The organism is Prevotella sp. oral taxon 299 str. F0039 (genome assembly GCF_000163055.2).
Lineage (GTDB): Bacteria > Bacteroidota > Bacteroidia > Bacteroidales > Bacteroidaceae > Prevotella.
The window spans coordinates 20,003-33,222 of sequence record NC_022124.1; the positions used below are offsets into that span (position 1 = coordinate 20,003).

Below are 13,220 nucleotides of genomic sequence, written 5' to 3' on the forward strand. Positions count from 1 at the left end.
CGACGAAATGGAAGATAAAAAAACAACATATTTCGGAGGGATAAAAGAAACTGCAAAGAGTTTACTTACAGGTATGGGTGTTACTTGGAAAGAGTATTTTACACCAAAGATCACCGAGCAGTATCCCGAGAATAGAAAAACAGTTCACATTTCTGCACGTCATCGTGGTACATTAATTATGCCACATGATGAAGATGGAAAGAATAAATGTGTGGCTTGTTTAATGTGTGAATCTGCATGTCCCAATGGTACTATACGCATAAAATGGGATAACGTTGTTACCCCAGATGGTAAGAAAAAACGTTTATTGCAAGACTATGAGTATGACCTTGGCGACTGTATGTTTTGCCAATTGTGCGTGAATGCATGTAATTATGATGCTATTCATTTCTCTAATAGCTTTGAACACTCAGTATTTAACAGAAATGTTTTGGTGGAACATCTAAACAATCCACCAACAGAAGAGGAAATGAAGCAATATGCAGAGAACGCAAAGAAAGCAGAAGAAGCTAAGGCTGCAGCTGCAAAAGCAAAGGCAGAAGCAGAGGCTGCAAAGGCTAAAGCAGAGGCAGAAGCTGCTAACAATGTAGAAACAACAAAAGCAGAGGAGGAAAAATAAACTATGGCAAACTTAATTATGTTTTGTATCTTAGCCGTAATTATCCTTGGATCGGCTATCGTTTGCGTTACAACAAAACGCATTATGCGTGCTGCAACCTTTCTCTTGTTTGTGTTGTTTGGCGTTGCAGGAATCTATTTCCTATTAGGTTACACCTTCTTAGGAGCTGCTCAGATATCTATTTACGCAGGTGGTATCACTATGGTATATATCTTTGCAATTCAACTTGTATCAAAACGAACTCTACAAGGTTTGCAAGAATCATTTAGCTTGAAGAAGTCTTTGGGCGGAGTTCTTGTGGCTTTAGTGGGCTTAGTGATGTTTCTTGTGATTTTTGCAAAGAATGAATTCATTGGTAATGTCGTGGATTTAGGTCTAGCAAATGAAGTGAGCATGCACGAAGTTGGTACTACTTTGATTGGAACAGATAAAGGACAATATGCCCTTCCTTTTGAGTTGATCTCAGTGTTCCTATTGGCATGTATCATTGGAGGTGTAATGATTGCACGAAAGGAGGATAAAAAATGATTTCAGTATATGCTTTATTAGCGTTAAGTACGCTATTATTCTTTATAGGAGTATTTGGTTTCATTACACGAAGAAACCTAATAGCGATGCTCATCTCTATTGAGTTAGTATTGAACTCAGTGGATATTAACTTCGCAGTTTTTAATCGTATGCTTCACCCCAATAATGCAGAGGGATTTTTCTTTACATTATTCTCGATGGGAGTTGCTGCTGCAGAGACTGCTGTTGCCATCGCTATAATTATTAATGTGTACCATAATCTGAAGAATGATCAGGTGAACGGTATTGAAAACATGAAATTTTAAAAAGGATTATGGATTACAGTTTTGTCTTTTTAATACTTCTTTTACCTGCACTTTCTGCCATTGTTCTTGGTTTGGCAGGTATGAAGATGAGTCATAAAGTGGCTGGTCTGATAGGAACATTGGTGTTAGGAACACTTTTTTCATTATCTCTTTACACTGCGATTGAGTATTTCTTGATTCAAGGTAGAGGAGCTGATGGATTGTATCCAACCATCACTGCATTTAATATTAACTGGCTTCATTTTAATGAATTTTTGACTTTCAATATTGGTTTCCGCCTCACCCCAATCTCGGTTATGATGTTGGTGGTAATCACTACTGTTAGTTTTATGGTGCATATCTACTCATTTGGATACATGCATGGCGAGAAAGGCTTCCAACGTTACTATGCTTATCTCTCATTGTTTACAATGTCTATGCTTGGATTAGTTGTTGCAACTAATATATTCCAAATGTATTTATTCTGGGAGTTAGTGGGAGTTAGCTCATACTTGCTAATCGGTTTCTACTATCCACAGCAAGCTGCGGTGTCAGCATCAAAGAAAGCGTTCATCGTTACACGCTTTGCTGACTTGTTCTTCCTTATCGGTATCCTTGTATATAGTTATTATGTAGGAACCTTTAACTATGATCTTACAGCAATGCCAGAGCTTGCAGGAAAGGCAGCAGCTGCCGCTTCGATACTTCCTTGGGCTTTATTCTTGATGTTTATCGGTGGTGCAGGTAAGAGTGCTATGTTCCCATTGCATATCTGGTTGCCTGATGCTATGGAAGGACCAACACCAGTTTCTGCGCTAATTCACGCTGCAACGATGGTTGTTGCTGGTGTTTATTTAACAGCAAGTTTATTCCCCTTGTTCGTACAATACGCTCCAGAGCAACTTCATTGGATTGCTTATATAGCAGCATTCACCGCTTTTTATGCAGCAGCAGTTGCTTGTGTACAAAGCGATATCAAACGTGTATTGGCATTCTCTACCATCTCTCAGATTGGTTTTATGTTGGTTGCTCTTGGTGTTTGCTTACCAGATGCAGCAACAAGTGCCGTTGCACACACAGAAGAATATGCTGATGTAGAAGGCTTAGGATATATGGCTAGTATGTTCCATTTGTTCACTCATGCTATGTTTAAGGCATGTTTATTCCTTGGAGCAGGTTGTATTATTCACGCAGTGCATTCAAACGAGAAAGCATATATGGGTGGCTTACGTAAGTATATGCCAATAACTCATATCACCTTCTTAATCTCTTGTCTTGCTATTTCAGGTATTCCACCTTTCAGTGGATTCTTCTCAAAAGATGAAATATTAGTTGCTTGTTATCACTTTAGCCCATTGATGGGAGCAATAATGAGTGGAATAGCAATGATGACAGCGTTCTATATGTTCCGTTTGTATTATGTAATTTTCTGGGGAAAGAGCTATTACGAAGCAAATATTGATAATGGAGCACACAAACCACATGAAGCACCATTAGTAATGACCTTCCCTTTGATATTCTTATCAATCATAACAGTTCTTTGTGGCTTTATTCCTTTCGGACAATATGTATCTGCTAACGGAATAGGTTTCACGACTCACATGCATTGGAACGTAGCTTTAACAAGTGTTGGTTTAGCAGTTGTTGCGATTATTGCAGCAACATTGATGTACAAAGGTGAAGAAACACCATTTGCAGACAAGCTTGCTAAAACATTCCCAACACTTCATAAGGCGGCATATCGTCGTTTCTATATGGACGAAGTATGGCAATTTGTTACTCATAAGATTATCTTCCGCTTTGTAAGTACACCTATCGCATGGTTCGATAAGCATGTTATCGATGGTACATTCGACTTCCTTGCATGGGGAGCAAATGAAGGTGCAGAGACAATTCGTCCATGGCAAAGTGGTGATGTACGTAAATATGCAGCATGGTTCTTAACTGGTGCCGTTGCATTAACATTAGTATTACTTAGTATATTGAACTAAAATGAGCATATTAACATTATTTGTAGTCATTCCCGTAATTATGTTGTTGGGTTTATGGTTAAGCCGAAATCTAGCACAAATACGTGGTGTAATGGTTGTTGGTGCAACTGCTTTGTTAGCATTGTCAGCTTGGTTAACCATTACTTTCATTCAGATGCGCAATGCAGGCAATACAGATCCAATGTTGTTCACCTACAGTGTGCCCTGGTTTAAGTCGTTGAATATCGCTTATAGTGTAGGCGTTGATGGCGTTTCTGTTGTGATGATCCTTTTATCAAGTATCATTGTGTTTACAGGAACCTTTGCTTCTTGGCAGTTAAAGCCCTTAACAAAAGAATACTTCCTTTGGTTTGTTCTTCTATCTATAGGTGTTTATGGATTCTTTATCTCGACAGATATGTTCACAATGTTCATGTTTTACGAGGTTGCACTTATCCCAATGTACCTTCTTATTGGTGTATGGGGTAGTGGTAAGAAAGAATATGCAGCAATGAAGCTAACCCTTATGCTTATGGGAGGCTCGGCATTACTTATCATTGGTATTCTTGGTATCTACTTCTTCAGTGGTGCTACAACCATGAATGTACAAGAGTTAGCTGCTCTTCACAATATTCCTAGTGGAGTTCAAAATGTTCTTTTCCCATTTGTGTTTATTGGTTTTGGTGTTCTTGGAGCACTTTTCCCATTCCACACATGGTCTCCTGATGGTCATGCATCAGCTCCTACAGCTGTTTCAATGCTCCATGCTGGTGTATTGATGAAGCTAGGAGGATATGGATGTTTCCGTATTGCGATGTATCTATTGCCTAATGCAGCTCACGATTTGTCTTGGATCTTCCTTATCCTCACAACCTGTTCAGTTGTATATGGTGCATTCTCAGCTTGTGTTCAAACCGACTTGAAATATATCAATGCTTATTCTTCAGTGTCACACTGTGGTTTAGTGCTTTTCGCATTATTGATGATGACTCAAACATCATGCACAGGAGCAGTACTTCAGATGTTGTCTCACGGTTTAATGACAGCCTTGTTCTTTGCTCTAATCGGTATGATTTATGGTAGAACACATACAAGAGATATCCGTCAGTTAGGTGGTTTGATGAAGATTATGCCATTCCTTAGTGTTGGATATGTAGTTGCTGGTCTTGCAAACCTTGGTCTTCCAGGATTTAGTGGATTCGTTGCAGAGATGACAGTCTTTGTAGGTTCATTTGAAAATGGCGACACCTTCCACAGAGTTTGTACCATCATTGCTTGTACAAGTATTGTAACAACAGCGGTATACATTCTAAGAACAGTGGGAAAGATCTTGTATGGCAAAGTTGCAGATCCACACTTTGAAGAATTGACAGATGCAACATGGGACGAACGTTTCTCAGTTATCTGCTTAATCTTCTGTGTTGCAGCTCTTGGTATTGCACCATTCTGGGCAAGCAACATCATCAACAGCAGCTTAGGTCCATTGTTACACCATATTCATAAATTTGGTGCAGTAGCAACAATGTAAGTATTATTCATCGCAATAAAAAATATTTTAGATAATGAATTACGGTCAATTTCTAACAATGCAGCCAGAGGTTAGTTTAATGGCACTATTGGTTATTACCTTTATTGCCGACTTTATCTCAGCTGGAAAAGAACGTCGTTGGTTCAATCCATTGGTGTGTGTGCTTATGTTGCTACATCTTGTGTTGAACTTTCAGCCATCAGTTGCCATGGAAGCCTTTGGTGGAATGTATCAAACCAACTCATCAATAAGTGTTATTAAAACAATACTTGCGTTGGGTACACTACTAGTTTTCATTCAAAGTCGTACATGGTTACAACGTAATGATACCTCATTTAAAGAAGGAGAATTTTACCTTTTAATCATCTCAACATTGTTGGGTATGAACATGATGGTAAGCGCAGGACACTTCCTTTTATTCTTCTTGGGACTCGAAATGGCGTCAGTTCCAATGGCATGTCTAGTGGCATTCGACAAATATCGTCACAATTCAGCAGAAGCAGGTGCTAAGTTCATACTTACAGCAACCTTCTCAAGTGGTGTAATGTTGTTCGGTATTTCACTTATTTACGGAGCAGTAGGAACATTATATTTCAACGATTGCGCATCACTTATCACAGCATCACCTCTAACCATTGCTGGTTTGGTGTTCTTCTTTAGTGGTTTAGCATTCAAAATATCATTGGTTCCATTCCACTTCTGGACAGCAGATACCTATCAAGGAGCCCCAACAACAGTTACAGGTTACTTATCGGTAGTATCTAAGGGAGCTGCAACTTTTGCTTCACTAACAATCCTTATGAAAGTGTTTGTAAATATGGTAGAACATTGGCAAATACTTCTTTACATCCTAATTGTATTGAGTATCACCATTGGAAACCTTTTTGCAATTCGCCAAACAGAGCTAAAACGCTTCATGGCATTTAGTTCAATATCACAAGCTGGTTATATTATGTTGGCAGTAGTTGCCGACAATGCAATGGGTATTGCTGCTCTTTCATATTATGTGTTGATTTATGTTGTAGCCAATCTTGCCGTGTTTACAATTATTGGTGCTATTGAAGAGCGTAACAACGGAGTTACCGATATTGAGGCATATAATGGTTTATACACCACCAATCCAAAACTTTCGTTCATCATGACCCTTGCTTTGTTCTCATTAGGTGGTATTCCTCCATTCGCAGGTATGTTCAGTAAGTTCTTTGTTTTCATGTCTGCAGTAGAGCAAGGCTCAACACTTTCTTATGTAATAGTGTTCATTGCCTTGATCAACACGGTTGTAAGTTTATACTATTATCTATTGATAGTAAAAGCAATGTATATCAACAAGAGCGAAAATCCTTTGCCAACATTCAAGTCAGATGTTAACACAAAGATTACACTTGCACTTTGCACCATCGGTGTATTGTTGTTTGGTGTATGCTCTTGTATCTTCGAATACATCGCAGCCAACGTGACAATATAAGATAGGACGTTTCTCTATTAGTACAATAGGGTAGTATTATATTATTCAAAATCAGCACCTACAGAATACAATACTGCAGGTGCTGATTTTATGTTCACTTTTTATTTTTACTTATCTTTTTATAAAATCATATATAAAATAGTCTTCTCTTATATATGATTGTCTGCTAGATATCTTCCTAATCTAAATATTTTGGAGAATATTTAGGGGGAATAATATTTCTTTTGTCGGTTATTTTCCGATACAAAAATGTTTGAAGATATTTCCGAGGACCTCGTTTGAGGTGATAAAACCACCTGTAATTTCTGCAAGAGATACTAGACATTGACGTAGGTCTTCGCTTAAAAGATCTCCACTCAAGTCGTTATTGATACCTTCAATTACTCTCTCAATACTTTCTTGAGCTCGTATCAGTGCCTCATAGTGGCGTGCATTTGTTACAATAACATCATTTTCGTGAACATCAGGAATGTCTGCAGCGGTATAAATGGTTTCTTCAAGACATTCTATATTTTCTTTGAATTTAGCAGAGATAGATACAATCGGAGCTATGTCCTTAATTCCGTCGATCGGGAAAGATAGCTGTTTTTCATCAGACTTATTGCAAACAATGATTAGTTTCTTGTTTATTGTTTGTTTTTGCATCTCCACTATTTCTTCTTTTGTTGGTATTTCATCAACAACCCATAAGATAATTATGGCTTCCGACAACTTCTTATAGGTTCGTTCAATACCTAAATTTTCAACCGTATCGTCTGTATTTCTAATACCTGCAGTGTCAATGAATCTAAAGGTGATATTGTTTATTTCTATGGTATCTTCAATTACATCTCGTGTAGTTCCATGTATATCACTAACAATTGCTCGTTCTTCTTTAAGTAAACAGTTTAATAATGTACTTTTACCCACATTTGTTTTACCGATAATTGCTACAGAAATACCATTTTTTATTGCTTGTCCAGTTTCAAAAGATTTGGCTAAAGTCTTTATTTTTTTATTGATATGTTGAGCTAATTCTGCCAATTCCTCTCTATCTGCAAAGGTTACATCTTGGTCACTAAAGTCGAGCTCCAGTTCTATTAATGAGGTTATCTTCAATAATTTCTTTCTCAGTTCAGTCAATTCTGAAGAGAAATAGCCACGCAATTGTCCTAATGCAAGTTGATGAGTAGCTTTATTCGTAGATGCAATAAGGTCAGCAACTGCTTCTGCCTGACTCAAGTCCATTTTGCCATTTAAGAATGAACGTTGTGTAAATTCGCCAGGAAGAGCCTGTCTACAACCTCTTTTAATAAGATTTTGGAGAATCGTATTGATGATATAAGTTGAACCATGACACGAAATTTCTATGGTGTTTTCTCCTGTATAGCTGTGTGGAGCACGAAAAACAGAAACTAAAACTTCATCTATAATGTTCCCTTCTTCATCTTTAATATTGCCAAATATAATTCGTTGAGCAGCCATCTCTTCCAGTTCTTTACCCGAAGCTGCTTCAAAACATTTTGCAACAATGTTAATTGCATTTTCTCCAGAGATACGAATTACACCAATTGCTCCACCTTTTGCAGTGGCAAGTGCACATATTGTGTCGTTGTTGTTCATTTTATATATCTTAGAATTAGAACATTCTTTTGTTCTTTTGTGTGAATGAGAAGTTAATCCCTTACTGAAAGAGTGATTATTTTTGATATTCTTTTGGGCTTGATATTTAGATGTGGTTAAATTCTGTTGAGAACTCGTTCTATGAGTCCATCTATAGAATTCTTATAGTTAGAGTTTACTTCTTTTGCTCGTCGGTTTGCAATCACCATGCAACATGTCATTGCTTTGTGATTCATAAGCTTTGCTAAGCCCGCAAGAGCACTACTTTCCATCTCAAAATTGGTAATTTTATAGCCATTGTATTCAAATTCTTCAATTTTTTTATTCTGATTAGGGTCGGCTAGTGGGATTCTTAGTTCTCTTCCTTGCGGACCAAAGAAACCACCGCATGCAATGGTAACACCTTTTACCATATCATCTTTGGCAATTCGCTCTATTAATTCTTTGTCTGCATCTATAACATAAGGAGCAGCTAACAATTCATTCCAATTCATGTGTTTCTTAAAAGCAGCTTCAAAATCAAGATCACATGCTTCATTTCTGCCTGCATAAAAGTTTAATAAACCATCGAAACCAATGCTCTTTTCACTTGCAATATATGTTCCTGTAGGCACATATTCTTGCAATCCTCCACAAGTTCCAATGCGTACGAGTGTTAGCTGTCTAAGATTCTCTTTCTCTTTTCGTGTTTCAAAATCAATATTTGCAAGAGCATCTAATTCATTCACCACAATGTCTATGTTGTCACAACCAATACCTGTACTTACAACCGTAATTCGTTTATCCTTATAAACTCCTGTTACGCTTTTAAATTCACGGTTACTTACTTCACATTCAATACTATCAAAGAAACTTGAAACTTGTTCAACTCTTCCTGGGTCGCCAACAAGTATAACCTTATCTGCAAGATGTTGAGGTTTAAGATGTAGGTGAAAAACGCTTCCATCTTGATTGATGATAAGTTCTGAAGGTGCAAAATACTTACTCATGGTCTTATATTTTATGTGTTTATTAATTGAGTTCTAGCTCTCGAATGCGTTGTTCAAGTTCTTTTTGCTCAGCTAAATGTTTCGTAAGTTGGTTTTCAATAAAAAGAATATCTTGTTTTAAAGATGACAGTGTTGCTTTATTGGCTTGTTTATATTGCATTCTTAAATTATCTAGTTCACTCTTTTGTTTTGCAACCAATTGCTTGCTATCTTCTAGTTTTGTAAATAATTGCTTACTCTTGTTAGACTTAAACTGCTTCAATGATGTATATTTTATATTATCATTCACAATAAAAAGAATAGTTTCTCCATCTTTATTGTTCTTATTCCTTAGGTTCCTAAGGCGTTCTAAACTGCGCATAGCCTCTTGTTTGTTACCAAATTTCCAGGTATCTTGAATACTATTTAATTGTGCTATTTTTTTTATTGTATTGCTATCGAAGCCTTCTTGTGTCAGCTTTAAGCGATTTTTATTTGGTACAAAGATGTAAATACAAACCTTATTTGCAGGTTGATAACGATCAGATACGAGCCAACCTAGATTGTATCTTTCGTCAATTGCCAAAAAATAGTCGTTTGCGGTAGAATTATATGGTAGCCCATAGTTGTCTGGAATATAAAAAACACCTTTGTCAGTATCTAGTCGTGTAGTGTAGATATCAAATCCTCCGATGCTATTATCTCCTTTTGCTGAGAAGAATAAGGTTGTGGCATCAGGTGTTAAGAAGGGGAAATTGATGTCAGAAAATAAAGCATTTAGTTCAGAAAGGGGACGTTTTTGTTCCCATTTGGAATTGATATAATGGGCAAGGAAAAGTTTTCTTCCTGAAACAGAGTCGCCAACAGCATATACCTTTTTATTATTTAATGCATTTATAAACCATGCATTATTGTTTTCTATGCCAACATAACCATTGTCGTTTTGCAAATCTAGATGTTCTAGAAATGATTCTTTATCAACCACAATGCTATCAATTACCAATAATTTATCGGTATTTGGAAGCATAGATGTAAACAAACTATTGTCTGTTTTTTTCTCAGTAATAGCTACTTTTGTTTTTGTTTCTTTCTTTTTTGCTATTGATTTAGACTGTGCATGAGTATTAGTAAATGTAAAAAAACAGCAAAGTAGAAATAATATATATTGTTTCATAGATATGTCTTTGTGTAAATTGAACTTTTGGAATTTCTTTTGTCTGCTTCTTTATTCTATTATCACTAATAAGAAGAACCAGCAATAAGCTCTCTAAATAACAAATACTTTTTATGCAAATATACATATTATTTTGTATTAAAACTTATTTGAATGCAATTTAAAAGGTATGGCGTTACTTAAAGTTCTATTCCAGTTCTATTCAGAAAAAAGTTTATTCTCTAAAGAAAGTAGCATTGATAGGAGTATGGTTTCCTGCTACTTTCTTAGATGTGGGTATCATTCTTATTTAATGTTCTATTGCACTGGCGTCTTTACAACCATAAATAAAGAAGGCTTATTTAAAGCTAAGCTCTTCTTTATTGGGCACTTTTCCAACCGAGATAGTATCTCCAAGTTTGATACTCTCAGACAAAATAAGCTCTGAAATACCATTTTCAATATAGGTTTGAATGGCTCTTTTAAGTGGACGAGCACCAAATTGAACGTCATAACCCTTTTTAGCAACGAACTCTTTAGCCTTATCTGATATTTCAATCTGGTAGCCAATTTGTTCAATTCGCTTTGTTAGCGAAGCAAGTTCGATATCGGTAATCTTTAGAATCGCATCGAGATCGAGTTGATCGAACATCACAATTTCGTCGAGACGGTTTAAAAATTCAGGAGCGAATTGTTTGCTTAAGCTCTTTTGAATAATTCCTCTTGCATATTCTTTGTCACTTTCGTTGATATCACTTCCAAACGAACCGCCAGCGTTAAAGCCCACACCTCGTCCAAAATCTTTAAGTTGTCGAGTACCAGCATTTGAGGTCATGATGATAATTGTGTTACGAAAATCAACAATTCTACCATTTCCATCAGTCAAACGACCTTCGTCTAACACTTGCAAAAGCATATTGAATACATTGCCATGAGCCTTTTCTATTTCGTCGAGCAGAATGATAGAGTAGGGCTTTCTGCGCACTTTTTCGGTTAATTGTCCACCTTCTTCGTAACCAACATACCCTGGAGGGGCACCAATTAAGCGTGAAGTGTTAAAGCCTTCGCTATATTCACTCATGTCTATTCTTATCAAAGCATCGTCAGAACCAAACATAATTTGAGCCAACTTCTTAGCTAAATGTGTTTTGCCAATACCCGTTGGACCTAAGAACATGAACACTCCGATAGGGTGATTAGGGTCTTTTAAGCCTACACGATTGCGTTGAATAGCTTTTACAACTTTGTCGATAGCGTTGTCTTGTGCAATAACTGTTTTCTTAAGTGTGTCGCTCATCGCTTTAAGTCTACTGCCTTCAGCTTCTGCAATGCGTTCAACAGGAACACCAGTCATTATAGATACCGTTTCGCTCACTTCCTTTTCGGTTACGATATCAATGTCTTTGTATTCACCTTTAGTCCAAGCTGCGTTCAATTCGTCGAGTTCTTTTTCTAAAGCGCACACCTTATCTCTATAATTGGCAGCGAGTTCATAGTTCTGATTCTTAACAGCTGTGGTTTTCTTAGCATTTGCTTCTTTTATTTCTTTTTCCTTTTCTTCAACCTCTTTGGGCACTTTTAGGTTGCGCAAGTGCACTTTCGAACCCACTTCGTCCATCACATCGATTGCTTTATCAGGGAAAAAGCGGTCGTTAATATATCGTTCTGACAGATTGACGCATGCTTTTAAGGCATCGTCAGTGTATTGAACGTGGTGATGTTGTTCGTATCTATCCTTTATGTTCGATAGAATTTGTAGCGTTTCTTGTGCTGTTGTTTGTTCAATGATAATCTTTTGGAAACGTCGTTCCAATGCTCCATCTTTCTCAATGCTGTTTCTATATTCATCAAGAGTGGTGGCTCCAATACATTGAATACCTCCTCTTGCCAACTCAGGTTTCATGATATTGGCTGCATCCATACTGCCTGGAGTTCCTCCTGCACCAATTATTGTGTGTATTTCGTCGATAAATACAATTATTTCGGGATGCTCTTTCAATTCCTTCAGTAAGGCTTTAATGCGGTCTTCAAATTGTCCACGATACTTCGTTCCTGCCACAATAGATGCCATGTTGAGTGCTACAATCTTTTTATTAAATAGCACAGGAGATGTTTTTCGTTGAACAATAAGTTGCGCAAGATTTTCAACAATGGCACTTTTGCCCACACCTGGCTCACCTATAAGTATAGGATTGTTTTTCTTTCTACGACAAAGAATCTCTGCAAGACGTAGAATTTCACGCTCTCTTCCTACCACAGGATCAAGTAATCCCTCGCTTGCCGCCTTGGTTAAGTCGGTAGAAAAGTTGTCGAGTATAGGTGTTTTACTTTTTGTTTGTTCTGTTTTTGTGGTAGTACTTCCTGCACTTTCACGGCGAGAAGAACTAAAATTGTTGTCTTCAGATAGTTCTTCTTCCTCGTCTCCAGATAGCTCTAGTCCATCGGTTTGAGGTTTAGTACTGGGATATAGAAATTCTTTTGTATTATCGTAGTTCATATTGTTCGATTCTAAAACAATTTTAGCGTTGTTTAAATAGCTATCGTGTAGAATGGCTAAGAGGACGTGTTGAATATCAACTATTTGCAAATGAAGGAGTCGTGCTTCAACAATTGCAAGTTTTAAGATGTTGTTTGCTTTGTCGTTAAGGGCAACATCTGTGCTGAAAAGTGTGTTAGAGCTGTTTTCGTTTTGTATCTTTTCTTCGAGTTGCGCTCTAATGTCGTCTTTATTTATACGCTTTTCTGTGAATAAGTTGTTGATATATTGATTGTTATCCTTTATTATTCCTAGCAACAAATGTTCTGGACCTATCGATCCACTAGCAAGCCTTAAGGCTTCTGCTTTACTGAAAGCAAGGATCTCAGACACTCTTGGTGAGAATTGATTGGTCATTATTGTTTACCTTTCTTTTATATATATTATGTGTAATGATTTGCAAAGTCTGTGCCAATTACTCAGAAAAGGTGCTACTTTTAGCAAAATAATGACATTAAAGTGTTGTTTGTTTTATGTCGATGCTTCTCTTTTTTGTGAAACTTAACGATTGTAGTTGGATATATAGTTAATGTATCTAAATAGAGCTTCGCTTTTATTCTTCATAAA

General features: G+C 36.9%; 10 protein-coding genes. 6 read left to right on the forward strand and 4 right to left on the reverse strand.

Annotation, left to right across the window (positions count from 1 at the left end):
- The first annotated feature begins 7 nt into the window (after positions 1-7).
- From HMPREF0669_RS00070 to HMPREF0669_RS00095, 6 genes are read left to right on the forward strand one after another with little or no spacing between them, the layout of a single operon-like run.
- The gene (locus HMPREF0669_RS00070) at positions 8-619 is read left to right on the forward strand and encodes a 4Fe-4S dicluster domain-containing protein (protein WP_009228715.1); all 612 of its coding nucleotides are present in this window, start codon (positions 8-10) and stop codon (positions 617-619) included.
- Positions 620-622: 3 nt separating this feature from the next.
- Positions 623-1,147 (forward strand): NADH-quinone oxidoreductase subunit J, encoded by a 525-nt coding sequence (locus HMPREF0669_RS00075; RefSeq protein WP_009228716.1) that lies wholly within the window; start codon positions 623-625, stop codon positions 1,145-1,147.
- Positions 1,144-1,452, forward strand: a complete 309-nt coding sequence (gene nuoK, locus HMPREF0669_RS00080) for an NADH-quinone oxidoreductase subunit NuoK (protein WP_009228717.1) — start codon at positions 1,144-1,146, stop codon at positions 1,450-1,452. Before HMPREF0669_RS00075 ends, nuoK begins: the two co-directional genes overlap by 4 nt.
- An 8-nt stretch (positions 1,453-1,460) precedes the next feature.
- The gene (locus HMPREF0669_RS00085; RefSeq protein ID WP_009228718.1) at positions 1,461-3,422 is read left to right on the forward strand and encodes an NADH-quinone oxidoreductase subunit L; all 1,962 of its coding nucleotides are present in this window, start codon (positions 1,461-1,463) and stop codon (positions 3,420-3,422) included.
- A 1-nt stretch (position 3,423) separates the two neighbouring features.
- The gene (locus tag HMPREF0669_RS00090; protein ID WP_020967855.1) at positions 3,424-4,929 is read left to right on the forward strand and encodes a NuoM family protein; all 1,506 of its coding nucleotides are present in this window, start codon (positions 3,424-3,426) and stop codon (positions 4,927-4,929) included.
- Positions 4,930-4,963: 34 nt separating this feature from the next.
- A complete protein-coding gene (locus HMPREF0669_RS00095; protein ID WP_009228720.1) occupies positions 4,964-6,394 on the forward strand; it encodes an NADH-quinone oxidoreductase subunit N in 1,431 nt (476 codons plus the stop codon).
- A gap of 231 nt (positions 6,395-6,625) precedes the next feature.
- Here HMPREF0669_RS00095 and mnmE read toward each other — a convergent pair whose 3' ends face one another.
- From mnmE to HMPREF0669_RS00115, 4 genes are all read right to left on the reverse strand, one after another.
- A complete protein-coding gene (gene mnmE / locus HMPREF0669_RS00100; protein ID WP_009228721.1) occupies positions 6,626-7,996 on the reverse strand; it encodes a tRNA uridine-5-carboxymethylaminomethyl(34) synthesis GTPase MnmE in 1,371 nt (456 codons plus the stop codon).
- A gap of 116 nt (positions 7,997-8,112) precedes the next feature.
- Entirely contained in the window at positions 8,113-8,985 is an 873-nt protein-coding gene (locus tag HMPREF0669_RS00105) for a nucleoside phosphorylase (protein ID WP_009228722.1), read from the reverse strand.
- 22 nt (positions 8,986-9,007) lie between these two features.
- On the reverse strand, positions 9,008-10,138 hold the full coding sequence (locus HMPREF0669_RS00110) for a hypothetical protein (RefSeq protein ID WP_009228723.1): 1,131 nt from the start codon (positions 10,136-10,138) through the stop codon (positions 9,008-9,010).
- A 337-nt stretch (positions 10,139-10,475) separates the two neighbouring features.
- Complete coding sequence (locus HMPREF0669_RS00115; RefSeq protein WP_009228724.1) at positions 10,476-13,010, reverse strand: ATP-dependent Clp protease ATP-binding subunit; 2,535 nt, start codon at positions 13,008-13,010, stop codon at positions 10,476-10,478.
- Positions 13,011-13,220 lie beyond the last annotated feature (210 nt).

What these genes read in the sequence shown, in the direction of transcription:
- HMPREF0669_RS00070 (WP_009228715.1), top strand. Translation starts at nt 8, where the DNA reads ATGGAAGATAAAAAAACAACATATTTCGGAGGGATAAAAGAAACTGCA.
- HMPREF0669_RS00075 (WP_009228716.1), top strand. Translation starts at nt 623, where the DNA reads ATGGCAAACTTAATTATGTTTTGTATCTTAGCCGTAATTATCCTTGGA.
- nuoK (WP_009228717.1), top strand. Translation starts at nt 1,144, where the DNA reads ATGATTTCAGTATATGCTTTATTAGCGTTAAGTACGCTATTATTCTTT.
- HMPREF0669_RS00085 (WP_009228718.1), top strand. Translation starts at nt 1,461, where the DNA reads ATGGATTACAGTTTTGTCTTTTTAATACTTCTTTTACCTGCACTTTCT.
- HMPREF0669_RS00090 (WP_020967855.1), top strand. Translation starts at nt 3,424, where the DNA reads ATGAGCATATTAACATTATTTGTAGTCATTCCCGTAATTATGTTGTTG.
- HMPREF0669_RS00095 (WP_009228720.1), top strand. Translation starts at nt 4,964, where the DNA reads ATGAATTACGGTCAATTTCTAACAATGCAGCCAGAGGTTAGTTTAATG.
- mnmE (WP_009228721.1), bottom strand. Translation starts at nt 7,996, where the DNA reads ATGAACAACAACGACACAATATGTGCACTTGCCACTGCAAAAGGTGGA.
- HMPREF0669_RS00105 (WP_009228722.1), bottom strand. Translation starts at nt 8,985, where the DNA reads ATGAGTAAGTATTTTGCACCTTCAGAACTTATCATCAATCAAGATGGA.
- HMPREF0669_RS00110 (WP_009228723.1), bottom strand. Translation starts at nt 10,138, where the DNA reads ATGAAACAATATATATTATTTCTACTTTGCTGTTTTTTTACATTTACT.
- HMPREF0669_RS00115 (WP_009228724.1), bottom strand. Translation starts at nt 13,010, where the DNA reads ATGACCAATCAATTCTCACCAAGAGTGTCTGAGATCCTTGCTTTCAGT.